Consider the following 24,145-nt stretch of genomic DNA (forward strand, 5'->3'; position numbering starts at 1 on the left):
CACGCAGTTCGTTCAGGGTTAGACGGTTGAACTTGTTGACGGACTCACCCTTGAGGTCGAATTTCAATTCGACGATGCCACTTTCAAGAGCTTTAACCGTGATGGCTTTACCTTCGTAAATCATCAACTGATCTCCACGATATGGAAGCTGAACAGTACACGTCGGACGCAGGCGAATGGCTTGGCAAGACGCTTTTTCGTCAATGCTGACGCCAATCCACCCGGCACACCCGCCAACGCGATAGTCGGGATTCTGTAGGAGCAGTCTGTAAGACAAACGCTCAATTCATACGCCCGTTTGATTTGGGTACGTCACCTTCACGGAATTTCCGACAATTGTCAATCGCCCAAAATACGGGTTGAAATGCGACTTTGCGGTCATTTCCGTACCACGAAGACCAGCAACACGCGTCTGCATGTGAAGCCATTCATAGAATCAATAGTTAGAAAATTCGCCCTAATTCGCAACGAGCCCTGTTTAAAAGGCTACGCTGGCTGGGACTACAGAGAAAGTGCGCTTGCCGCTCGACGCGACCGGCATCAAAAAAGTTTCCGGCCTGCCTGGCCAACCCAGCCCGATGAATCATGTCGGGCTTTTTATTGCTCGTCTGCCAGACGCTTCACACCATTGCAGTGCGAAAAGTCCGCGCGTCATGCCAGCGCTTTCAGTGTGGCGTCGATATCCTGCAGAACCGTTGCTTCGCCCTTCTCGCCCCAATACAAGGCGATCATCTGTTTATCCGCCTCGACCTTGTAGACATTGTCCGGCAATTTTTCGAAATGATTGAGCAGTGCCCGATCCTCGCAGACCTCCTGCCACTGATTGACCCAGACACCCGGCGATTTTTGCCAGTACGTCCAGCACGCCGGCTGATTGCCACGCCGCGGGCGATGGTACTGCGCGCAGGGGCTTGGCGGCTCTTGCGAGAGCCAATGCGGCCACTCCTGAGGCGCCAGTTGCATGGCCAGCCCGATGCGCCGCGCCTCCATACGCAGGGCGATGCGCCCGCTCTGCGCGCGCGATGGACGCAACCATGCCAGCGGACTCAATACCACCAGCAGGATTGACACCACTATCCAGACCGTCATATCTGTACTCCCGAATCTTGATGAGCCCATTGCGTCACTTTGGAACCAATGCGCTTGAAACCAGCCATACTTAACAATATTGAACCCTCACGAGGAGCACCTCATGCCCTACCACCACATCCTGGTCGCCGTAGACCTGACTGAAGAGTGCGACCCTGTCATCCACCGCGCCCGAGAGCTGTCGGTGAGCAACGGCGCCAAGCTGTCGCTGGTGCATATCGTCGAGCCGATGGCCATGGCGTTCGGTGGCGACGTGCCAATGGACCTGTCACAACTGCAACAGCAACAGTTCGATCAGGCCAAAGAGCGGCTTGAGCGCTTGAAACTCAAGTACTCCGAACTCGAAGGCGCCAACTGCCACTTGACCTACGGCCAGCCACGCCAGGAAATCCATCATTTCGCCAAGGAACAGGCGTGCGATCTGATCGTGGTCGGCAGCCATGGTCGTCACGGTCTGGCATTGCTCCTCGGCTCGACCGCCAACGATGTACTGCACGGCGCACCTTGCGATGTGCTGGCGGTGCACTTGGTCAAACGCTGAAACCTGTAGGATCAGCATTCGACAGCGCCTACAAAAAGCCCGGCCTCACGCGAATGAGGCCGGGCTTTTTCATGGCTGGATCAATCAGGCATCCAGCTCGGCCCAACGCTCCACCAACGCATCCAGCTCAGCCTGCAACTGCTCCAGCGAAGCAATCACCTTGGCCGTTTCAGCCGCCGGACGCTGGTAGAAACCGGCTTCAGCCATCTCAGCCTCAACAGCAGCGATCTGCTGTTCCTTGGCGTCGATATCGCCCGGCAACGCTTCCAGCTCGCGTTGCAGCTTGTAGCTCAACTTCTTCTTGGCAGCCGGGGCAGCGGCGGCAGGCGCTGCGACCACAGCAGGCTCAGCAGTGACCACCGCCGAATTCAAGTCAGCCTTGCCCGACTTGCTTTCGGTCACGCCCAGCAGGCGCGGCGAGCCGCCCTGACGGATCCAGTCCTGATAGCCACCGACGTATTCACGCACCTTGCCTTCGCCTTCAAAAACCAGGGTGCTGGTCACGACGTTGTCGAGGAATGCCCGGTCGTGGCTGACCATCAACACGGTGCCGTTGAAGGTCAGCAGCACTTCTTCGAGCAGCTCGAGGGTTTCCACGTCGAGGTCGTTGGTCGGTTCGTCGAGGACCAGCAGGTTCGCCGGTTTGCTGAACAGTTTGGCCAGCAACAGACGCGCACGCTCACCACCCGACAGCGCCTTGACCGGCGTGCGGGCACGCTGCGGGCTGAACAGGAAGTCGCCAAGGTAGCTCAGTACGTGACGGCTCTGGCCGTCGATATCGATGAAGTCGCGACCTTCGGCAACGTTATCGATAACGGTTTTTTCCAGATCCAGTTGATGGCGCAACTGGTCGAAGTAAGCCACGTCGATCCGCGTACCCTCCTCCACTGTGCCGCTGGTCGGTTGCAGACCGCTGAGCATCAGCTTCAACAGAGTGGTCTTGCCGGTACCGTTGGCGCCGAGCAAACCGATACGGTCGCCGCGCGTCAGGACCATCGAGAAATCCTTGATCAGGAACGGGCCGCCCGGGTGAGCGAAACTCACGTTCTCGAGCACCATCACCTGCTTGCCGGATTTGTCGGCAGTGTCCAGCTGAATGTTGGCCTTGCCGGTGCGCTCACGACGCTCGCTGCGCTCAACACGCAGGGCTTTCAGGGCACGGACGCGGCCTTCGTTACGGGTGCGACGGGCCTTGATGCCCTGGCGAATCCAGACTTCTTCCTGAGCCAGTTTCTTGTCGAACAACGCGTTCGCGGTTTCTTCGGCCGCCAGCGCAGCCTCTTTGTGCACGAGGAAACTGGCGTAGTCGCCGTTCCAGTCGATCAGACCGCCGCGATCCAGTTCAAGGATGCGCGTGGCAAGGTTTTGCAGGAAGGAACGGTCGTGCGTGATGAACAGCACGGCGCCCTGGAAATCTTTCAGCGCTTCTTCAAGCCAGGCAATCGCACCGATGTCCAGGTGGTTGGTCGGTTCGTCGAGCAGCAGCAGATCCGGCTCGGACACCAGCGCCTGCGCCAGCAGCACGCGACGACGCCAGCCGCCGGACAACTGGGCGAGGGTCTTGTCGGCCGGCAGTTGCAGGCGGCTCAGGGTACTTTCGACCAGGGTCTGCAAGCGCCAGCCATCACGGGCTTCGAGGTCTTGCTGAACGTGCATCAGCTTGTTGAGGTCTTCTTCAGTGACGCAGTTCTGCGCAAGGTGATGGTACTCGGCGAGCAACGCGCCCACACCATCGAGGCCTTCGGCAACCACGTCGAACACAGTCCGATCGTCGGCCACTGGCAATTCTTGCGGCAATTCGCCGATTTTCAGACCGGGGGCACGCCACACCGAGCCGTCATCGGGCTTCTGGTCGCCCTTGACCAGTTTCATCATGCTGGACTTGCCAGTGCCGTTGCGGCCGATGATGCACACCCGCTCACCACGGGCGATCTGCCAGGACACCTTGTCCAACAACGGCATCGCGCCGAATGCAAGGGACACATCGCTGAATTTGAGCAGGGTCATGAGCTTCTCCAAAAACCGGGCGCGCATTCTACCTGACTTAGGGCTTCAGCAGGCCGGCAATTTGTCTGTCGAAGCACTCTGCACAACATTTGTTGCGAACTTGTGCTGTGAGGCCCGCAAAGCTTTCGCCGCTTGCTGGCAAAAGGCTAAGCTACAGAAAATTCAGTGCTGATTCAGGTCGGCACTTGTCATGATTTCTCTGCCCGGATGTCTCATGCGCAGTCGCCTTCTCAGTGTTTTGTCCTGTTTGCTACTTACCGCCGCTGCCGCTCAATCCGCCCAGGCGGTGGACCTGTCCACCCAACGCCAGTATTACGATGAAGCCAAACGCGCGCTGGCCAAGGGCGATACCGGGCCGTATTTCCGCTACAGCCAAGCCTTGGCCGATTATCCGCTGGAACCATACCTCGCTTACGACGAACTGACCGCGCGCCTGAAAACCGCGAGCAACGCCGAAATCGAGAAATTCCTCGCCGAGCACGGCGACCTGCCCCAGGCCAACTGGATGAAGCTGCGCTGGTTGCGCTGGCTCGCCGACCGTGGCGACTGGGCCACCTTCGTAAAATATTACGACCCGAAACTCAACTTCACTGAACTCGACTGCCTCAATGCGCAGTACCAGATCAGTAGCGGCCACAAGGCCGAAGGCTATGCCAATGCCGACAAACTGTGGCTGACCGGCAAATCGCAACCGGCGGCCTGCGACGCGCTGTTCGGCATCTGGGCCTCCGATGGCCAGCTCACCGAACAGAAACGCTGGGAACGCACCAAGCTCGCCGCCCAGGCACGCAACTATCCACTGGCCAACAGTCTGGTCAACGGCCTGACCACCCTCGCCCCGCGCGGTCGTTTGCTGGTGGATGTGGCGCAAAAACCGGAGTTGCTCAATCAACCTTCGCGCTTCACCCCGGCCGATGAGCCGATGTCCGATGTGGTCAGCCTCGGCTTGCGCCGACTGGCACGTCAGGATCCGGACAAGGCCATGGCGTTGCTCGACGGTTACGCCAGCAGCATGCATTTCTCCCGCGATGAAAAAGTCGCGATTGCCCGGGAAATCGGTCTGACCCTCGCTCGGCGTTTCGACAGCCGCGCGCTGGACGTGATGACCAAATACGACCCGGAGTTACGCGACAACACCGTCTCGGAATGGCGTTTGCGCCTATTGCTGCGCCTCGCTCGCTGGGACGACGCATACGAACTGACCAAGCGTCTTCCGCAAGACCTGGCCACCACCAACCGCTGGCGCTACTGGCAGGCGCGTAGCCTTGAACTGGCCCAGCCGCAGAACCCGCAAGCACAAACCCTGTACAAAAATCTGGCGCGGGAACGGGACTTCTACGGTTTCCTCGCCGCTGACCGCTCGCAGTCGCCCTACTCGCTCAACAACAAGCCATTGGTGCTGAGCCAGGCGCTAATCAACAAAGTGCGCAACACGCCGGGCGTGCGCCGTGCGCTGGAATTCCATGCCCGCGGGCAGATCGTCGACGGTCGCCGCGAGTGGTATCACGTCAGCCGCCACTTCAATCGCGACGAAATGGTGGCCCAGGCCAAACTCGCCTACGACCTGAAATGGTATTTCCCGGCGATCCGCACGATCAGTCAGGCGCAATACTGGGACGATCTGGATATCCGCTTCCCGATGGCCCACCGCGAAACCCTCGTGCGTGAAGCCAAGGTACGTGGCCTGCATTCGAGTTGGGTGTTCGCGATCACCCGTCAGGAAAGTGCGTTTATGGACGACGCTCGCTCCGGCGTCGGCGCCAGTGGCCTGATGCAGTTGATGCCCGGCACCGCCAAGGAAACCGCGCGCAAGTTCAGCATCCCGCTGGCCTCGCCACAGCAGGTGCTCGATCCCGACAAGAACATCCAGCTCGGCGCCGCTTACCTGAGCCAGGTCCATAGCCAGTTCAACGGCAACCGCGTCCTCGCTTCCGCCGCCTATAACGCCGGGCCCGGTCGCGTACGCCAATGGCTGCGCGGCGCTGATCACTTGAGTTTCGACGTCTGGGTGGAAAGCATTCCCTTCGACGAAACCCGTCAGTACGTGCAGAACGTACTGTCTTATTCGGTGATCTACGGCCAGAAGCTCAATTCACCACAGCCACTGGTGGATTGGCACGAGCGGTATTTTGATGATCAGTAATCCAGCGCTTAGTGCCAGATAACGAAAGATGCCCGTATCGCGAGACACGGGCATTTTTTATTGAGCTATCGGCTGCGGACTTAACACTTCAACTTTTTAACCATCATTTTGCCAAGTTGAGTAAGCCGATATTTCTGGGTTGGATTCTTGGGCGATTGAGGATCTGTCATTTCGATCATTCCAGCGGTTAAGGCCGGCTTGAGATAGTTGGATCTGAACGTAGCCTTGTGAGCCAGGCTCATCTCTGCCATCACATCACTGATCCTCAAAGAACGAGGTCCCAGAGTTAACAATAATCTTGCTACTAGGTCGGTTACTGGGTCGGTTACTGGGTCGCTTGCTGACTCATTAGCGATGGCTTCTCGCAACGAAACATTTAGCGCATGCAACATGTACTCGACGAAAGGCGTTGACTCTCCCTGCCGGTCAGAAGCAGACAAGGCAGTGTAATAGGCATCCTGCTCCTCTCGAATCACCGCTTCGACCGGCAAATACGCCAGGACCGGGCGCCATTGGCTCAATATCAATGTTTGCCACAGCCGTCCCATTCGACCGTTTCCATCAGCAAACGGATGGATGAACTCAAATTCATAGTGGAATACGCAGCTGATGATCAGCGGATGCCATTCAGAGCGCACAAGCCATGCCAGTAAGTCATCCATCAGCGGTGATATGCGGCTCGGAGGCGGCGCCATATGAACCAGTTGTTCTCCGCGATAAATCCCCACACCCGCTCGACGAAAGTGCCCGCACTCATCAATCAGCCCATGCATCAACATCTCATGCGCTTGAAGCAGGTCAGCCCTGCTGTCAGGCTGCCATTGCGGCATGGTTTCATACGCTGTAAACGCATTGCGCACTTCTTGAATTTCCTTGGGCAAACCTAAAACCCGTTGCCCGGCGAGCACTGCGGTTACCTGCTCGACACTCAATGTATTGTTTTCGATTGCCAAAGAGGCCTGAATCGTACGAATACGATTGCCTCGACGCAGATGAGGCGTCTGCCGACTATCGCCCCCAGCCGAAAGCTGACCGATTTGCTCGCTGATTTCGGCGATCAACGCAATCATTCGTGTGGTTAGGGTCAACGGCGGTTGGTAACGGCTCATGTCCTCATCCAGGCATTCCAAACAGGCCGCCATAATGCCCGATGCGAGCAGTGTCCATCAGACTTGATCAACCGTTACTTTTCCATCGTTGAACTGCAATGACGCCAGCCGCGCGTACAGCGGATTGCTGACGATGAGTTCCTGATGGGTGCCAATGGCCACAAGTTTGCCCTGGTCCATCACCGCAATCCGGTCAGCGTTTTTCACCGTGGCCAGTCGATGCGCGATCACCAGCGTGGTGCTGTTCTCCATCAGGCTTGGCAGAGCTTCCTGGATCAGATGCTCGCTTTGCGCATCGAGGGCGCTGGTGGCTTCATCCAGCAGCAGGATCGGCGCGTCGACCAGCAACGCACGGGCAATCGCCAAACGTTGCCGCTGGCCGCCGGAAAGGCCGAGACCACCATCGCCGAGATGGGTCTGGTAACCGTTGGGCATTTTCTCGATGAAGTCGTGGGCATGGGCAATTCTTGCCGCTTGCTTGACCTGGTCCAGCGTTGCCCCCGGGTTGCCGTAACGAATGTTCTCTTCAACGCTGCCAAAAAACAGTGCTGGCGACTGTGACACCAAGGCGAAGTGGCGGCGCAGGTCCAACGGGTCGAGACGGGTCAGCGGTACGCCATCGATGAGGATCCGTCCTTCCAGCGGGTCATAAAAGCGCAGCAGCAAGTCATACACCGTGGACTTGCCAGCACCGGACGGCCCCACCAGCGCCAGCGTCTCTCCGGCGCGGATAGTCAGATTCAAGCCGTTGACGGCGTAGCTTTCAGGACGCGAGGGGTAGGAAAAACGCACATCCTGCAATTGCAGCTCACCGCGCACCCGCGCCGGCAAGGTCACAAGGCCCGTGGTTGGCGACTGGATGATGTTCTCCGAACGCAGCAATTCAGCGATGCGCTCAGCAGCGCCGGCAGCGCGTTGCAGTTCGCCGATCACTTCACTCAAAGTACCGATCGCACTGCCCACGATCAGGCTGTAAAAGACAAACGCCGCCAGTTCGCCCCCGGTGATTCGCCCGGCGATCACGTCCATGCCACCGACCCACAACATCACCGCCACCGCGCCCAGCACCAGCACGATCACCATGGTGATCATCCATGAGCGCTGGAAAATGCGTTTGCGCGCGGTGTCGAAAGCGTCCTCCACCGTCGCCGAAAAGCGCTGTTCGTCCTGCACCTGATGGTTGTAGGCCTGCACGGTTTTGATCTGGCCGAGAGTTTCGGAAACGTAGCTGCCGATATCGGCAACCCGGTCCTGACTCAACCGCGACAGGTTTCGTACACGCCGACCGAAAATCAGAATCGGCGCCACCACGAACGGCAAGGCAATCACCACGATGCTGGTGAGTTTTGCGTTGGTCACGAACAGCAGGATGACGCCACCGATGACCATGAGCAGATTACGCAGGAACATCGACAGCGACGAACCGATCACCGATTGCAGCAACGTCGTGTCGGCGGTCAGCCGCGACTGGATCTCCGAACTGCGGTTGTTCTCGTAGAAGCCTGGGTGCAGATAAACCAGATGGTTGAACACCTCGCGGCGAATATCGGCCACGACGCGTTCGCCAATCCAGGACACCCAGTAAAACCGCGCGAACGTACCGACTGCCAGACCCAGCACCATCAACATGAAAATGCCGATGCTCTGATTGAGCTGGTGCGGAGACTGGGTCATGAAGCCCCGATCGACCAGCAGTTTGATCCCCTGCCCCATCGACAACGTGACGGCGGCGGTGACGATCAGCGCCAGCAGCGCACCGATGACTTGCCAGCGGTAAGGGGCCAGAAATCGACTGGTCAGACGCAGCGCGCGACGGTGCCTTGAAGAAAGCTTCGGGGTCATTCAGGTACGCATCCATGGTGATGAAAGGGCTAGCGTAAACCTTCTTTGGGGTGGAACTCTGTAAATCACAATGAGTCAGGTTAAATATGCCCCCAAAGACTAGGCCATAGTTGCTATTGGTCTAACGTCGCAGTTGAGACGAACGGTCATTTCTGTTTGAGTGGAGATGCCGCCGCCGACAGACCGCAGGGAGTTGTCACAGCCCGGTCACGTGGGGGTTTTAACCTAGGCGCACAACCTGATGAGGAGACAGGCCATGTCCTTGCAACACCGCAGCGAAGACAAGATTGAAGTGATCCGCACCAAGCCCGGCCAGACTCTGGGTTGCTCGATTATCGATAAGGACGGGCGTGAAGTACCGATCACTGAAGACATGATCCAGGACGCTTGCCGCGAACTGGAGAAGCGATTGGTCAAGCCTGCCGAACAAAAGTGATATAGCCACCGTCTTCCTGACCCGGCCCCTTTGGCCGGGTTTTTTCTGTCTGTAAATCCGGGATTTGTGGTGAAGCTATCGCTGGCAAGCCAGCTCCCACAGGATTTTCGTCGTACTTAAAATCTGCGCACTCCGCGAAACCTGTGGGAGCTGGCTTGCCAGCGATAAAGCCACCTCGGTTTTTAAACAGCAACCGCACCCAGCGCCGCCACTATCTGGCGCAATTCTGACGACTCCCCTTCAATCCGCACCTTCAGCCCTTCAATCTCGCGCCGCACCGGATACTGCTTGCGCAAGACATCGAACGCCGCACGCTGCTCGCCGACATTGCCTACAAGGCTGCGGCGGAAATCCGCGTCATCCCGGCGAGGGTCGTACACGCCACGGCACAACATCGCCAGCGCCCAGGCCGGATCGCTGTCGGCATGCAAGGTGACTTCCGACAGCCACGGTGCTGGCAAAAGGTCACTGAGCTGGATGCTCGCGGGCTGGCCGGTGAATTCGCAATACGCCTGATAGATCTGCGCCGTCCCGCGCTGTTTACCGTCAAGGCTGTAACCGGCAATGTGTGGCGTGGCCAGTACGCAGAGTTCGGCCAGTTCGACATCGACTTCAGGCTCGGCTTCCCAAACATCGAGAACGGCTTGCAAGTCTTCACGATGTAGCAGCACTTTGCGCAGTGCGGCGTTATCCACCACAGGACCGCGCGCCGCGTTGATCAGCCAGGCACCGGGCTTGAGCTGTTGCAAACGTTGCTGATCGAACAGATGCCAGGTCGCGCCTGCGCCGCTTCTGGTCAGCGGCGTGTGCAGACTGATCACATCGCATTGCTCAATGATCTGCTCGAGGCTGACGTAATCGCCCCCCTCGGTGGCCTGGCGCGGTGGATCGCAGACTTTGACGTTCCAGCCCAACCCCTTGAGGACCTTGATCAGTCGCCCACCCACCTCACCGGCGCCGACGACACCGTAAGTCCGCTGAGTCAGATCGACACCTTCGATTTCGGCGAGCGTCATCAGACTGCCCAGTACGTAATCGACCACGCCACGGGCATTGCAGCCGGGCGCGCTTGACCAGTTAATGCCAGCCTCGGCGAAGTACTCAAGATCCAGATGATCAGTACCGATGGTGCAGGTGCCGACAAAGCGAACCTTGCTGCCTTCCAGCAAGGCGCGGTTGACGTTGGTCACCGAACGCACCAGTAATACGTCGGCCTGCTCCACCGTCGCGCGGTCTATGGAACGGCCCGGGACCCGGCGGATCTCACCGAAACCGGCAAAAAAGGCATCGAGCAGCGGGATATTTTCATCGGCAACAATCAGCATGGCGGGCTCCTTGGGCGGATCGGCAGTTTAGGTGCAGATCGGTCGCCGAGCCAGCGGGCTTTGATTGCAAGCGCAAGAACAGCACTGCCCCTGTGGCGAGGGAGCAATCGCCTTCCAGTAGATTACAAATCCGCAACAGAGGATTTTTCCTGACCAAAGCGTCAGCGGCGTAGAATGCGGCGCCTTGCGCATCAACCTCTGTGGACGCTTTGCCTGTGAATTCTGTAACTGACCAACCTGTCGCCGTCTCCCTGACCCGCCCCGCGCGGATTCGTCTGGAGTTCAAGAACCTGCTCGCCCTGGCCTTGCCGATCATCATCGCGCAACTGGCGACCACGGCCATGGGCTTCGTCGATGCGGTGATGGCCGGGCGCGTCGGGCCAAAAGATCTGGCGGCCGTGGCTCTGGGCAACTCGATCTGGGTGCCGGTGTTTCTGCTGATGACCGGCACCCTGCTGGCAACCACGCCGAAAGTCGCCCAGCGCTTTGGCGCCGGCACCCACAGCGAGATCGGTCCGATTGTCCGTCAGGCGTTGTGGCTGGCGCTGGTGGTCGGCCTGATTGCCACGGCGATGCTGGTCGCCGCCGAGCCGGTGCTGCACCTGATGAAGGTTGATCCGGAGCTGATCGGCCCGTGCATGCAATACCTGCATGGCATCGCCAGCGGTCTGCCGGCGGTGGCGTTCTATCACGTCCTGCGCTGCACCAGTGACGGCATCGGTCGTACCCGCCCGGCAATGGTATTGGGCCTGTGCGGTCTGGCGCTGAACATACCGCTGAACTACGTCTTCATTTATGGCCACTTCGGTGTGCCGGCCATGGGCGGCGTCGGCTGCGGCTGGGCCACAGCCATCGTGATGTGGGTGATGGCGCTGGGTCTGGCCGGTTATGAGCGCTGGGCACCGGCCTACCGTTCGAGCGAAATTTTCAGCCGTTTCGACTGGCCGCAATGGGCGGTGATCAAGCGTCTGCTGGCCATCGGCCTGCCAATCGGCATCGCCGTGTTTGCCGAGTCGAGCATTTTTGCCGTGATCGCCCTGCTGATCGGCAGCCTCGGCGCCACCGTCGTGGCTGGGCACCAGATTGCGCTGAACGTCAGTTCGCTGGTGTTCATGATTCCGTACTCGTTGGGCATGGCCGTGACTGTGCGCGTCGGTCAGGCACTGGGCCGTGAGGAACCGCGTGAAGCGCGTTTTGCCGCTGGCGTCGGCATGGGCACCGCGCTGGCCTACGCCTGCCTGTCGGCGAGCATGATGTTGCTGCTGCGCGAACCGATTGCGGCCATCTACACCGCTGACCCGACAGTGATTCACATCGCGGCGATGCTGATCGTGTATTCGGCGCTGTTCCAGTTTTCGGATGCGATTCAGGTCACCGCAGCTGGCGCCCTGCGCGGTTATCAGGACACTCGCGTGACGATGATCCTGACTCTGTTCGCCTACTGGGGCATTGGCTTGCCGGTGGGTTATGCCCTCGGGCTGACCGACTGGCTCGGCGAGCCTCGGGGCCCGAGCGGTTTGTGGCAGGGTTTGATTGTCGGCTTGAGCTGCGCGGCGCTGATGCTGTCGATCCGCCTGACGCGCAGCGCGCGCAAGCGCATTCGGATCAGTCGTTCGATGGGCTGAATACTCATAAAAGGCACCCATAAAAAAAGACCTGCACATGCAGGTCTTTTTTTTGCCCGGACTCAATCGGACTTCTTGCGAATCCAGTACAGATAAGTCCCGGCCTCTTCGTGCTGGCCGACCAGTTCATGGTCGAGAAACACGCAGAACTTGGGAATGTCGCGACGGGTCGAGGGATCGGTGGCGATCACCTTGAGCAGGCCGCCGGGCACCAGGTCACGGATGTGCTGGTGCAACATCATCACCGGCTCGGGGCAGTTGAGGCCGGTGGCGTCGAGGGTGCCGTCGACCGGCGTATCAATCATTTCACTCATGATTCACTCCTGAAACTGGCCGGCATTGTCGCGCATTGCCGGGTTTGTGGCGAGGGAGCTTGCTCCCGCTCGGCGGCGTAGCCGTCGCAAAATCTGTTGGCCCGGTGTGCCTGAAGGAACAACGGCGCCGAATTCGGGGCCGCTTCGCAGCACAGCGGGAGCAAGCTCCCTCGCCACAAAAGCAGTTCACTTCAATCAGCGGGATTTGGCTTTCTTGGTGTCGTGACGGCGCAGGTGGCAGGTCACTTCCTCGCGATCGTGATACAGCTGTTTGCAGCCGATATCGACCTTGATCCCACGAGCCTTGAAACCATCGGCAATGCGCTCGAGCAAGCGCTTCACCTCGGCATAACGCTGCTTCATCGGCAGTTTCAGATTGACCACCGCCTCGCGGCAATGCCCTTCGCCGATCCACTCTTCGAGCATCGCGGCGTTACGCGCCGGTTTCTCGACGATATCGCAGACCATCCAGTCCACCGGTTGCTTGGGCTTGAAGGTGAAACCGTCAGCCATCAAGTGCTGCACGAGCCCGGTGTCCATCAGGCTTTCAGCCATCGGGCCGTTGTCGATGGCGGTTACCAGCATGCCGCGGTTGACCAGTTGCCAGGTCCAGCCGCCCGGCGCTGCACCGAGATCAACCCCGGTCATGTCGCTGTGCAGGCGATCTTCCCACTGATCACGCGGAATAAAGTGGTGCCAGGCCTCTTCCAGCTTCAGCGTCGAACGGCTCGGCGCTTCACGGGGAAACTTCAGGCGCGGAATGCCCATCGGCCACATCGCCGAGTTACCGGCATCGGCCATGCCGAGAAACACTTCACGACCACTTTTGAAGGTCAGCAACAGACGCGGCTTGCTAGCGTCATCCACCAGTTTGCCGGCAGCGGTCAGGGCCTTGCGCAGCGGGCCTTCGAATTTCTTGCAGAAGTTCGACAGTTCCTTGCCGTCATTGGTGTCGACGACTTCCAGCCACAGGCTGCCGCACACCGGGAATTCAGCCATGTGCGCGAGAATCACGCTGATGCGGTCAGTTTCCGGCAAATCGATGAAGACGCCACGCGCCCATTGGCGCGGAAAGATCAGTTCGGCGAAACGCTGACCGCGCATCAGGCGCTCGGCACCGTCTTCTTCGGTGCAGACAAACTCGGCGTACGCCGAAGCGGCTTTGGCCTTGGCGTAACCGGACACGTTGAGTTGCGCGGCGAGGTCGGAAATCTCCGAACAGACTTCGCCTTCGAAGCCTGGCCGGCAATGCATGAATAGGGTGTTCATTCTTACTCCTGGGCAGCGGGCGATCATTCGGCCACTGCGCGATGCTCAAGCGTTGCGTTGCAGCAATGCCTGTCACGAAAACCGGCGCATGATAGCCGATGTCGGAACCTTGGTTCCGCTCATAGAGTCCAGTTATTAGCCAGCTACCTAAAACAGGGCTAGGTTTAAAGCTCTATTCGTCCCCTCAATCCGTAGCCGTGCGGATTCAAAGGAGTGATCGTAATGCCGTCCCTCGATAGTCTGAAGACCCTTAAAACTCTACAAATCGACGACAAGACCTACCACTATTTCAGCTTGCCTGATGCCGCCAAGACCCTTGGCAATATCGACAAGCTGCCGATGTCGCTGAAAGTCCTGCTGGAAAACCTGCTGCGCTGGGAAGATGAAAAAACCGTTACCGGCGCCGACCTCAAGGCCATCGCCGCGTGGCTCAAGGAGCGCCGCTCTGACCGGGAAATCCAGTACCGCCCTGCCCGAGTATTGATGCAGGACTTTACCGGCGTACCGGCCGTGGTCGACCTCGCCGCGATGCGCGCCGCGATGGCCAAGGCCGGCGGCGATCCGCAGCGAATCAATCCGTTGTCGCCTGTCGACCTGGTGATCGACCACTCGGTGATGGTCGACAAATTCGCCACCGCCAGCGCCTTCGAACAGAACGTCGACATCGAAATGCAGCGTAACGGCGAGCGTTACGCCTTTCTGCGCTGGGGCCAAAGTGCTTTCGACAACTTCAGCGTGGTGCCACCGGGCACCGGGATCTGCCACCAGGTCAACCTCGAATACCTCGGCCGCACGGTGTGGACCAAGGATGAAGACGGCCGTACCTACGCCTTCCCCGACACGCTGGTCGGCACCGACTCCCACACCACCATGATCAACGGTCTTGGCGTCCTCGGCTGGGGTGTCGGCGGCATCGAAGCGGAAGCGGCGATGCTCGGGCAACCGGTGTCGATGCTGATTCCGGAAGTAATCGGCTTCAAACTCACCGGTAAGCTCAAGGAAGGCATCACTGCCACTGACCTGGTGCTGACCGTCACGCAGATGCTGCGCAAGAAAGGCGTGGTCGGCAAATTCGTCGAGTTTTATGGCGACGGCCTCGCCGAACTGCCGCTGGCTGACCGCGCAACCATCGCCAACATGGCCCCGGAATACGGCGCGACGTGCGGCTTCTTCCCGGTCGATGAGGTAACGCTGGATTACCTGCGCCTTTCCGGGCGCCCGGCGCAAGTGGTGAAACTGGTCGAGGCCTACACCAAGGCTCAAGGGCTCTGGCGTCTTCCGGGCCAGGAACCGGTATTCACCGACAGCCTGGCGCTGGACATGGGCAGCGTCGAATCCAGTCTGGCCGGGCCGAAACGCCCGCAGGATCGGGTTTCACTGCCTAATGTCGCGCAAGCCTTCAGCGACTTCCTCGATTTGCAATTCAAACCCACCAGCAAAGAAGAAGGTCGCCTGGAAAGCGAAGGGGGCGGCGGCGTGGCGGTGGGCAACGCCGATCTGATCGGCGAAACCGAATACGAATACGAGGGCCATACCTATCGCCTGAAAAACGGCGCCGTGGTCATTGCCGCGATCACCTCTTGCACCAATACGTCCAACCCGAGCGTGATGATGGCCGCCGGGCTCCTGGCGAAAAAAGCCGTGGAGAAAGGCCTGACGCGCAAACCGTGGGTCAAGAGTTCACTGGCGCCGGGCTCGAAAGTGGTCACCGATTACTACAAGGCGGCGGGGCTGACGCAATACCTCGACCAGCTCGGGTTTTCGCTGGTCGGGTATGGCTGCACCACTTGCATCGGCAACTCCGGGCCACTGCCTGAGCCGATCGAGAAAGCCATCCAGAAAGCCGACCTTGCCGTCGCCTCGGTGCTGTCTGGCAACCGCAACTTCGAAGGTCGGGTGCATCCGCTGGTGAAAACCAACTGGCTGGCCTCGCCACCACTAGTGGTGGCCTATGCGCTGGCCGGCACTGTTCGTACCGATATCAGCAGCGAACCGCTCGGTAACGATCAACAGGGCAACCCGGTTTATCTGCGTGACATCTGGCCAAGCAGCCAGGAAATCGCCGAGGCGGTGAGTCAGGTCAGCACGGCGATGTTTCACAAGGAATATGCCGAAGTGTTTGCCGGTGATGAGCAGTGGCAGGCCATCGAGGTGCCGCAAGCGGCGACTTACGTGTGGCAGGACGATTCGACTTACATCCAGCATCCGCCGTTCTTCGATGACATAGGCGGCCCGCTGCCTGAGATCAAGGATGTGAAGGGCGCGCGCGTGCTGGCCTTGCTCGGCGACTCGGTGACCACCGACCACATTTCCCCTGCCGGCAATATCAAGGCTGACAGCCCGGCCGGACGTTACCTGCGCGACAAAGGCGTGGAGCCGCGAGACTTCAACTCCTACGGCTCGCGTCGCGGCAACCACGAAGTGATGATGCGCGGCACCTTTGCCAACATTCGAATCCGTAACGAGATGCTCGGCGGTGAAGAAGGTGGCAATACGATCTACATTCCGAGCGGCGAGAAATTGCCGATCTACGATGCGGCCATGCGCTACCAGGCTTCGGGCACACCGCTGGTGGTGATTGCCGGGCAGGAATATGGCACAGGGTCCAGTCGTGACTGGGCGGCTAAAGGCACCAACCTGCTGGGCGTAAAAGCGGTGATTGCCGAGAGCTTCGAGCGCATTCACCGTTCCAACCTGGTGGGCATGGGTGTGTTGCCGTTGCAGTTCAAGCTCGATCAGAACCGCAAGAGCCTGAATCTGACCGGCAAGGAGACCTTCGAGATTCAGGGCCTGACCGGTGTCGAACTGACGCCGCGGATGAACCTGCCCCTGGTGATCACCCGTGAGGACGGACGTCAGGAGAAAATCGAAGTGCTATGCCGCATCGACACCCTGAACGAGGTGGAGTACTTCAAGTCGGGCGGGATTCTGCATTATGTGTTGCGTCAGCTGATCGCCTCCTAGCGCTTGGATCCCCTGTGGCGAGGGGATTTATCCCCGATGGGCTGCGCAGCAGCCCTGAAAATCGACACCGCGTTCTTGCTGAAAGAGCGCGGTATTAGAAAGTGGGCCGCTTCGCGCCCTAGCGGGAGCAAGCTCCCTCGCCACAGGTAGTTCGCCCGATAGTCGATAGTACTTTTCGACAGGCGAAAAAAAACCCGCCGAAGCGGGTTTTTCCCAAGACCATTATCGACTCCCTGTCGGCAGCGATCCTTGCAATGGTCGATCATCCGTGATCCTGAAGCACTCCCTGTGCTTCAGTTGATGGGTGTAGATTACGCGATGGATCCAATCGGCAATAGTCGACATAGCTACCATCGCGTGTAAGACATTCGCCATAGCGCCCCTTCCGAAAACCCTTAGCCATGTCAGGCGTTGAGCATGGACGCCGCGATTTTCGCGACTTTCAGCTGTCCTGAGGCCTGTTCCTGAAGGTCATCCTCCAGAAACCATGCGGCAGACAACCCGGCAAACGCCAGCACCCATTGCAGCAGGCGACGACGATCCAGGCTAGCAGCCGCAACAATAACCTCTACCTGCCGGAGAAATCGCTCGGGGTCGCCCGCCGTCGGCAGGTCCGGGTTGCAGATCAGATTGGCGTAGTCAAAACCGCGTTCGCCCCTTACTCGCTTCGAATCAATCGCCAACCAGCCGCGCGGGCCGAAATCGAGGACGTTGTCGTGGTGCATGTCACCGTGCAGCACCACCACTTCCTGCGGATCAGCGAGCAAGGCATCGGCGGTTTGCAGGCTCAGGGCATAGGGCCCGCCATGCAGTGCGGCAGCCATTCGCAGCGAAACGAACCACGGCCCCAGCTCTACCAGCGGCGGGGGCAACGTGGCACGCGGGGCATGCAGTCTCGCCAGCGCGGTGCACAGAATGCGGCTGGCCTCATCATCCTGGCCATTGAGCGCCATGTGCATCAGCGAACGCTGCCCCATGGCCCGCTCCATCAGCAAGCCATCCTCATGGTGCGCCAACACCCGAGCCGCGCCCTCGCCGTTCCACCAGACCATCAGCCGATTGCCATACTTTTCCTCGGCGTCGTCGGCCAGTTTCAGCATCGCCCGGGTGTCACCCAGACGCACCGGCAACAGCCGGCTGCCGGGCGTGATGATCGGTGGCCCGTCCGGCACCAGTGACCAGCGCTTGAGCCAGGGTTCGAACATTGCGCTGTCAGCCACCCTAACGCTCGCGAGCCTTGGCACTTTCGACGAGGAACTGTTCGAGCCGGCTCAACTGTTCTTCCCAGCCACGGCTGTCCATGTAATACGCCTCTTTCTGGCGGATATCGGGAATGTGCGCGAAGCCTGATTCGGACACTTTCAGCAGCGTGCCACTCTCGAAGTCTTCCAGTTCGAACCTGACCAGGGTGGTCGGCTCCTGGGAATAATCGATCTTCGGGTTGACCGCATACGGATGCCAACGGAACGAGAACAACTGCTGCGGCTCGACCCGTTCGATCAGCACATTCCACAACACATGTTCATAACCCGGATACGTGACCTGCCCTTGCGTCCATTCGCCGGCAATAAAACGCCTGCCCTCCAGCGCCACACCAAACCACTGACCAAATGCCTCGGCATCGACCAATGCACGCCAGACATGTGAACGCGGCACCTTGAGCGTGATTTTGCGTTCGAAACTATTGGGTACTGGTTTCATACGTCACCTCCTGTTCTGAACACTAGGCCTGTATGACCACATGTCCAACCTGAAGTTGTATCAAAGCGGTGCAGCAGGTCATCGCGGGGAAACATCCGGCGGCATCTTGCCTGGGTCAATTGTGCGAATTCGAGGGCAGACCTGCGGATGAAACTGTTACCTTTTCCCGCGATACAGAACCAGACAAGGATGAATCATGCAGCCATCACTCCCCGAGCGTTATCGCGGCGCCCTGCTTGGCCTGGCCTGCGGCGACGCGGTCGGCACCACGGTCGAATTCCAGCCGCGAGGCTCATTTCAGCCGTTATCGGACATGGTCGGAGGTGGCCCATTCCACTTGAAGCCCGGGCAATGGACGGACGACACTTCGATGGCGCTGTGTCTGGCGGAAAGTCTGCTGAACAAGAACGGCTTCGATGCTGCCGACCAGATGGGGCGCTACCTCAACTGGTGGAAATGGGGGTATCTGAGCTCCACCGGCGAATGCTTCGATATCGGCATGACCGTCAGTCAGGCGCTGTCGCACTACCAGCAAACCGGCGAGCCCTTTGCCGGCTCGATCGACCCGTACACCGCTGGCAACGGCTCGCTCATGCGATTGGTGCCGGTGGTGCTGTTTTACTTTCCTGATCCCCAACTGATTCAGCGTTTTGCCGCTGACAGCTCACGGACGACCCACGCCGCCCCTGAAGCCATCGAGTGCTGCCAACTTTTCGCCGAGCTGATCGGCAAGGCACTGCAGGGCGCCTCCAAGACAGAATTGCGCCATTCATCCGTGTCGGCGTTCACTCAACCGAAAGTCGCGGCGATTGCCCGTGGTGATTACCTCAGCAAATCAAGCCGTGAAATCCGCGGCAGCGGCTATAGCGTGCAATCGCTGGAAGCGGCGTTGTGGTGCTTTCATCACACCGGAAACTTTGCTGAGGCCATCCTGCAAGCGGCGAATCTGGGTGAGGACGCCGACACCACCGCTGCGATCGTTGGCCAATTGGCCGGTGCTCATTACGGCGTGCGTGCCATTCCTGCCCACTGGCTGGAGAAGTTGCATGAGGGCGAAGAAATCACTGCGACTGCAGATCGTCTGCTGGAAGCCTCGCGATTACGAGCGCCGGAATAGCCGCGCTTAATCGCTACACTGTTCTGCACTTTCATCCGACACAGCGAGATTGTCCATGTCCCCACGCCTGCTTCTGGCCCTGACGCCTTTTCTGTTTACCCCCATCGCCCACGCCGCCGCCGACTGCGCGAATGCCAGCGATCAGGCAACGATGAACCAGTGCGCCGGGCAGGATTACAAGGCGGCCGACAACGAGTTGAACGCGGTGTACAAGCAAATCAAAGAGCGCTTGAAAGACAATGCCGAGGCCACAAAACTGCTGGTTGATGCGCAGCGGGCGTGGATCGGCTTTCGTGACGCCGAATGCACGTTTTCGTCATCGGGGGTGACGGGCGGGAGTGTTTATCCGTTGGTTTACAGCAGTTGCCTGACCGGGGTGACCAAGGTGCGGGTTGAGGCGCTAAAGCAGTATTTGAAGTGTGAGGAAGGTGACATGAGTTGCCCGGTACCCGGGGCCTGAATTTTCGCTGAATTCAAAGACCTCATCGCTGGCAAGCCAGCGATGGCATCAGCCTGGACGCCGCAAATTGCCGGATAAAATCTGCGCCGTGGTAATCGCCATCCCCCCTGGCAGCTTGATACTCACCGTCTGCTTCATCGTCTCGGCGTCACCAGGTCAATGTTGAACAGGTCATACAGGCATTCGGCAGTCGCCGAGTCCTGCTTTTTGTCTATGAATTTCGCCGCAGTGTAGAGCAGTGAAAAATCATCGCGGTAAGTCTGTTGATTCCACTCTGGCGCACGGTAGTTGGTGCGTTTCAAGTGGCGACCGGGATCAGCACGTCGACTTTGTCGACGGAGTACAATCATAATAATTTATTGCAATTCGATAATTAAACATCGAGAATCAGTTATCTGAACTGACATGGCAAGGAATTTTCATGAGTACTCGCATCGATGGCGCGGCGTTGCAGCGCATGCACTGGGTTGGATTGCTGGCGGCGATTCTCGTCTGGTTTCTGGGCGTCACTGAGGTCGGCGGTAGCGCAACGCTCTGGATGTTCAAAATGGATGAAATGCTCGCGGCCCTGCTCTACGCGTTCGCTGAAGGCTCGCCGCAATTGCTTGATCCGTTTGTCGAAGGCGCGCTGCTCGATCCCGCCACTTGGCTATCGCCACTGGCCACTGCCCTGATCGTCATTTTGGACTTCCTGCCCGTTCTGCTATCGGTCTACGCGTTATGGCTGACCGGTCTGTTTTTCCTGCGCCTGTCGCGTGGTGAAACCTGGACCGATCGCAATATCAGAGTCCTGTGGCGCGTGGGTGTGCTGTGCATTGTTTCTCCGGCAACCTATCCACTCGTAGAAACCTTGCAAGGTTTGGCGCTGTCCATAGACTTGCCTGCGGGAGAGCGCATTTTCAAATTCTCGATCGGCCTGTCTTCCACTTCCGCCTACGAAATTATCAAAGGCGTTTTGCTCTGTTTGTTTTCAATTATCATGCGTGATGCAAAAGTCCTCAGCGATGAGCAAAGTCAATACATATAGAACAATATAATGACCATTATCGTCCGCCTTGACGTTGTCATGGCCACGCAAAAAATTCGCTCCAAAGAGTTAGCCGCTCTACTGGGCATCACCGAGGCTAATCTGTCATTACTGAAAAATGGCAAGGTCAAGGGGGTGAAGATGGCAACCCTGGACAAGCTCTGCGCTGCGCTCGATTGCCAGCCGGGCGATCTGCTGGAATATCAAAAAGACTGAGTCTTCGTTTCTACCCGCGATTAGTTTATTGCGGGTTCCAACCGTTTAATCCTTATTCATTCCTTATTAGCAAGGCGGCTATTGCATGTCCCGTTATTTCTTCTTCACGCTGTTGTTGCTGACGGCGTTACTCAGCGGCTGCGCCACACAAATAAACGTGGCACTCAACGCAACACCCGATCCGGATTATCAATTCGACCGCCAGGCCACTGTACTGGTGACCTCTGCAGGCGGCAGCGATGAAAACGCACTTAATGCCCGTTACTATCTTCGCGATATGGTCAACGCGCTGAAAGACAGGGGGTTTCTGGAGGTGTATACCGACGCCAGCCTGCCGAGGAACCATGCACCGATCAAAATGACAGTCAGCCTTGATGTTGGCAGTCGACAGGTGACTTACCGCTACACCGCCACTGACTACGGGCAAGTGCCAACCAGTACCTCGACGGTGTGCAAGAACATCAAGAAAAAAGAAGATCGACTGATCTGTACCAGCAAGCCAAATACCACTTATGGCCCTGTTGGAACCTCGGAGCGAACCGGTTACACCACCCTCAGCACCTTCACCGCCACTGCCCGGGATGAAGTGAGCAAGCGCGCGGTCTACCTGCTCCGGGCTTCGTCCTACAACGATGACTGCCAGGCGGCCAAAGTCGAAGCCTTTCTGGTGGAACAAGGCCTGCAGAACCTCGACTTCCACGACCGTGTGCAACGCAACTACACGGTGACGATGCCCGAGGGTTATAGCTGCAAGTAGCCCGATGGCCGCTTCCCGGCACAGGCGCAAACTGTGTCGGGAAGCGGTTGCCGGCTAAACGTGCGGATCACCCGGCGCTTTGGTCGGCGCCGCGTATTGCGGCTTGAGATGGCCATCCTGATCGAGCAACCAGGCATCCATGATTTGCCGCACGACGGGGCCGGCCACCCGACCGCCCGCTTCACCGTTCTCGATCATCACCGAAATCGCGATCTTCGGATGTTCAGCCGGTGCGAAGCCGACGAACAAGGCGTTGTCGCGGTGGCGCTCAAGCGTTTTCTCGCGGTTGTAGCGCTCACCCTGCTTGATCGCGACGACCTGCGCCGTGCCGCTCTTGCCGGCGATGCGGTATTGCGCCCCTGCCGCTGCCGCACGAGCAATGCCACGGGCATCGTGCATCACCATCTGCATACCATGGTTGACCTGCTCCCAGTCGCGCGGATCCTTGAGGAGGATATTTGGCATCGGGTGCTCGTCGACCGGTGCGATGCCATCGACGGTCTTAGCCAAGTGCGGACGGTTCCATACGCCTTTGTTGGCGATCAACGCAGTGGCCTGAGCCAGTTGCAGCGGCGTCACCTGCATATAGCCCTGACCGATGCCGAGAATCACTGTCTCGCCCGGGAACCACGCCTGTCGCCGCGTCGCACGCTTCCAGGCCTGGGATGGCATCAGGCCGGGGGATTCTTCGAACATGTCCAGCGAGACTTTTTCGCCAAGGCCGAACATGGCCATGTAGTCATGCAGCCGATCAATGCCCAGTTTGTGCGCCAGGTCGTAGAAGTACGTATCGTTGGAGCGCATGATCGCCGCGTCCATGTCTACCCAGCCATCGCCACTGTGGTTCCAGTTGCGGTACTTGTGATCGAAGTCCGGGAGTTGGTAGTAGCCCGGGTCGAACACTCGGGTCTGCGGCGTGACAACTCCGGCATCGAGCCCGGCAATGGCCACTTCCGGTTTGATCGTCGAGCCCGGTGCGTACAAGCCGCGCAGCACGCGATTGAAGAGTGGCCGGTCGATGGAGTCGCGCAGCGCCGAATATTCCTTGGAACTGATACCGGTGACAAACAGATTCGGGTCAAAACTCGGGTTACTGACCATTGCCAGCACTTCCCCGGTGGACGGATCGAGCGCCACGACTGAACCACGACGATCACCGAGAGCAGCCTCGGCCGCTTCCTGCAGTTTGACGTCGAGACTCAGGACAATGTTTTTACCCGGCACCGGGTCAGTGTGTTTAAGCACTCGCAACACACGGCCCTGGGCATTGGTTTCCACTTCTTCGTAACCGACGTGACCGTGCAACTGCGCTTCGTAAAAACGCTCGATGCCGGTTTTACCGATGGACTGGGTACCGCGATATTCAACCGAATCGAGCGTCTTGGATTCTTTCTCGTTGATTCGGCCGACATAACCGATCGAGTGGGCAAAGTGCGCACCGAGTGGGTAATCGCGGACGAACTGCGGTTCAACATCTAGACCTGGTAGACGAAACTCATTGACCGCTAATACGGCAATCTGCTCCTCGGTCAGTTCATAGAACAGCGTCACCGGCGTGAACGGATGACGGGACTGTTTCATGGCCTTATCGAAGACTGCGCGATCTTCGGCAGGCAAGTGGAGAAGGTTGATGACCTCGTCCAGTTCCTGATTGACGTCGGTTGCGCGCTCGCGAGTGATGGTCAGATTGTAGCTGGGACGGTTATCGGCCAATAGCACGCCGTTGCGGTCGTAGATCAGTCCGCGTGTCGGCGGGATCGGCAAGACATGTACGCGATTGTTTTCAGAGATGGTCGAGTGGTAGTCGAACTCTACCACTTGCAGGATGTACAACCGCACCACCAGGGCACAGCTGATAGCGAAGACAAACAAGGCGCAGGCGATCAACCGCTTGTTGACCAGACGCGTCTCTTTTTCGTGATCCTTGATCGGGATTGGCTCAGGCATTTCTACAGCAACTCTTTGACATAAATGAGTGCCAATCCATAGGCATGACATCCGTCCGTGAAAAAACGAGCTGCACCATACCAAAAACTGCCCGGTCACTTCAGAACGTTTTTCCCCAATGGCAGCTCTGGTGACGACTGGACTCTCCGGGAATGAGGGAAAAACTTTCCTGCGGGCAAAACAAAACCCCAACTGCTTTCGCAATTGGGGTTTCGGAATTTAATCTTGACGATGACCTACTCTCACATGGGGAAAC

Annotated in this window: 21 protein-coding genes and 1 pseudogene; 10 read left to right on the plus strand and 12 right to left on the minus strand. The window is 58.6% G+C overall.

What is annotated here, in order from left to right:
- Together ACIONG_RS26250 and ACIONG_RS26255 are read right to left on the minus strand one after the other, a co-directional pair.
- A partial coding sequence (locus ACIONG_RS26250; protein ID WP_401303627.1) for a hypothetical protein occupies positions 1-124 on the minus strand: 124 nt, incomplete at its 3' end.
- A gap of 527 nt (positions 125-651) precedes the next feature.
- Positions 652-1,089 carry a hypothetical protein gene (locus tag ACIONG_RS26255; protein ID WP_213026139.1) on the minus strand — a complete coding sequence of 146 codons (438 nt, stop codon included), beginning with the start codon at positions 1,087-1,089 and terminating at the stop codon, positions 652-654.
- 103 nt (positions 1,090-1,192) lie between these two features.
- Here ACIONG_RS26255 and ACIONG_RS26260 point away from each other — a divergent pair, with 103 nt between their 5' ends.
- Positions 1,193-1,630: a universal stress protein gene (locus ACIONG_RS26260; protein ID WP_007910454.1), complete on the plus strand. Its 438-nt coding sequence runs from the start codon at positions 1,193-1,195 to the stop codon at positions 1,628-1,630.
- Positions 1,631-1,714: 84 nt separating this feature from the next.
- On the opposite strand, the gene ACIONG_RS26265 is transcribed toward ACIONG_RS26260, so the two are convergent.
- Positions 1,715-3,637, minus strand: coding sequence for an ATP-binding cassette domain-containing protein (locus ACIONG_RS26265; RefSeq protein ID WP_103305062.1), 1,923 nt, complete (start codon positions 3,635-3,637; stop codon positions 1,715-1,717).
- 214 nt (positions 3,638-3,851) lie between these two features.
- Between ACIONG_RS26265 and ACIONG_RS26270 the strand changes: the two genes are divergently transcribed.
- Positions 3,852-5,780 carry a transglycosylase SLT domain-containing protein gene (locus ACIONG_RS26270; protein ID WP_401303608.1) on the plus strand — a complete coding sequence of 643 codons (1,929 nt, stop codon included), beginning with the start codon at positions 3,852-3,854 and terminating at the stop codon, positions 5,778-5,780.
- Between the two features lie 80 nt (positions 5,781-5,860).
- On the opposite strand, the gene ACIONG_RS26275 is transcribed toward ACIONG_RS26270, so the two are convergent.
- Both ACIONG_RS26275 and ACIONG_RS26280 read right to left on the minus strand, forming a co-directional pair.
- Positions 5,861-6,889, minus strand: coding sequence for a Fic family protein (locus ACIONG_RS26275; protein WP_401303610.1), 1,029 nt, complete (start codon positions 6,887-6,889; stop codon positions 5,861-5,863).
- A 57-nt stretch (positions 6,890-6,946) separates the two neighbouring features.
- Positions 6,947-8,731 (minus strand): ABC transporter transmembrane domain-containing protein, encoded by a 1,785-nt coding sequence (locus tag ACIONG_RS26280; protein WP_401303611.1) that lies wholly within the window; start codon positions 8,729-8,731, stop codon positions 6,947-6,949.
- Between the two features lie 256 nt (positions 8,732-8,987).
- On the opposite strand from ACIONG_RS26280, the gene ACIONG_RS26285 reads away from it, so the two are divergent.
- Positions 8,988-9,167, plus strand: a complete 180-nt coding sequence (locus ACIONG_RS26285) for a PA1571 family protein (RefSeq protein WP_103305059.1) — start codon at positions 8,988-8,990, stop codon at positions 9,165-9,167.
- Positions 9,168-9,349: 182 nt separating this feature from the next.
- Here ACIONG_RS26285 and pdxB read toward each other — a convergent pair whose 3' ends face one another.
- Positions 9,350-10,492, minus strand: a complete 1,143-nt coding sequence (pdxB, locus tag ACIONG_RS26290) for a 4-phosphoerythronate dehydrogenase PdxB (protein WP_401303613.1) — start codon at positions 10,490-10,492, stop codon at positions 9,350-9,352.
- Positions 10,493-10,707: 215 nt separating this feature from the next.
- Here pdxB and ACIONG_RS26295 point away from each other — a divergent pair, with 215 nt between their 5' ends.
- The gene (locus ACIONG_RS26295) at positions 10,708-12,117 is read left to right on the plus strand and encodes an MATE family efflux transporter (protein ID WP_315447515.1); all 1,410 of its coding nucleotides are present in this window, start codon (positions 10,708-10,710) and stop codon (positions 12,115-12,117) included.
- Positions 12,118-12,179: 62 nt separating this feature from the next.
- On the opposite strand, the gene tusA is transcribed toward ACIONG_RS26295, so the two are convergent.
- Positions 12,180-12,431, minus strand: coding sequence for a sulfurtransferase TusA (gene tusA, locus ACIONG_RS26300; RefSeq protein WP_103305056.1), 252 nt, complete (start codon positions 12,429-12,431; stop codon positions 12,180-12,182).
- A 195-nt stretch (positions 12,432-12,626) separates the two neighbouring features.
- On the minus strand, positions 12,627-13,700 hold the full coding sequence (gene rlmM / locus ACIONG_RS26305) for a 23S rRNA (cytidine(2498)-2'-O)-methyltransferase RlmM (protein ID WP_315447513.1): 1,074 nt from the start codon (positions 13,698-13,700) through the stop codon (positions 12,627-12,629).
- Positions 13,701-13,922: 222 nt separating this feature from the next.
- Between rlmM and acnA the strand changes: the two genes are divergently transcribed.
- Positions 13,923-16,664 (plus strand): aconitate hydratase AcnA, encoded by a 2,742-nt coding sequence (gene acnA / locus ACIONG_RS26310; protein WP_401303614.1) that lies wholly within the window; start codon positions 13,923-13,925, stop codon positions 16,662-16,664.
- A 404-nt stretch (positions 16,665-17,068) separates the two neighbouring features.
- On the opposite strand, the gene ACIONG_RS26315 is transcribed toward acnA, so the two are convergent.
- Positions 17,069-17,869: an aminoglycoside phosphotransferase family protein gene (locus ACIONG_RS26315; protein ID WP_401303616.1), complete on the minus strand. Its 801-nt coding sequence runs from the start codon at positions 17,867-17,869 to the stop codon at positions 17,069-17,071.
- A gap of 16 nt (positions 17,870-17,885) precedes the next feature.
- Positions 17,886-18,365, minus strand: coding sequence for an SRPBCC family protein (locus ACIONG_RS26320; RefSeq protein ID WP_401303618.1), 480 nt, complete (start codon positions 18,363-18,365; stop codon positions 17,886-17,888).
- Positions 18,366-18,561: 196 nt separating this feature from the next.
- On the opposite strand from ACIONG_RS26320, the gene ACIONG_RS26325 reads away from it, so the two are divergent.
- Together ACIONG_RS26325 and ACIONG_RS26330 are read left to right on the plus strand one after the other, a co-directional pair.
- Entirely contained in the window at positions 18,562-19,482 is a 921-nt protein-coding gene (locus tag ACIONG_RS26325) for an ADP-ribosylglycohydrolase family protein (protein WP_401303620.1), read from the plus strand.
- Positions 19,483-19,537: 55 nt separating this feature from the next.
- Positions 19,538-19,942, plus strand: a complete 405-nt coding sequence (locus ACIONG_RS26330) for a lysozyme inhibitor LprI family protein (protein ID WP_401303622.1) — start codon at positions 19,538-19,540, stop codon at positions 19,940-19,942.
- Between the two features lie 146 nt (positions 19,943-20,088).
- Here ACIONG_RS26330 and ACIONG_RS26335 read toward each other — a convergent pair.
- Positions 20,089-20,256, minus strand: a pseudogene (locus ACIONG_RS26335) (quinohemoprotein amine dehydrogenase subunit beta); the annotation flags it as partial.
- A gap of 107 nt (positions 20,257-20,363) precedes the next feature.
- Here ACIONG_RS26335 and ACIONG_RS26340 point away from each other — a divergent pair.
- From ACIONG_RS26340 to ACIONG_RS26350, 3 genes are all read left to right on the plus strand, one after another.
- The gene (locus ACIONG_RS26340) at positions 20,364-20,969 is read left to right on the plus strand and encodes a hypothetical protein (RefSeq protein ID WP_103305049.1); all 606 of its coding nucleotides are present in this window, start codon (positions 20,364-20,366) and stop codon (positions 20,967-20,969) included.
- A 9-nt stretch (positions 20,970-20,978) separates the two neighbouring features.
- Positions 20,979-21,185 (plus strand): helix-turn-helix transcriptional regulator, encoded by a 207-nt coding sequence (locus ACIONG_RS26345; protein WP_003226632.1) that lies wholly within the window; start codon positions 20,979-20,981, stop codon positions 21,183-21,185.
- An 85-nt stretch (positions 21,186-21,270) separates the two neighbouring features.
- Positions 21,271-21,942, plus strand: coding sequence for a hypothetical protein (locus tag ACIONG_RS26350; RefSeq protein ID WP_401303624.1), 672 nt, complete (start codon positions 21,271-21,273; stop codon positions 21,940-21,942).
- Positions 21,943-21,996: 54 nt separating this feature from the next.
- Here ACIONG_RS26350 and mrdA read toward each other — a convergent pair whose 3' ends face one another.
- A complete protein-coding gene (gene mrdA / locus ACIONG_RS26355; RefSeq protein WP_315447500.1) occupies positions 21,997-23,889 on the minus strand; it encodes a penicillin-binding protein 2 in 1,893 nt (630 codons plus the stop codon).
- Positions 23,890-24,145 lie beyond the last annotated feature (256 nt).

This window comes from Pseudomonas sp. NPDC087817, assembly GCF_044742875.1.
In the GTDB taxonomy this organism is placed as follows: Bacteria; Pseudomonadota; Gammaproteobacteria; order Pseudomonadales; family Pseudomonadaceae; genus Aquipseudomonas.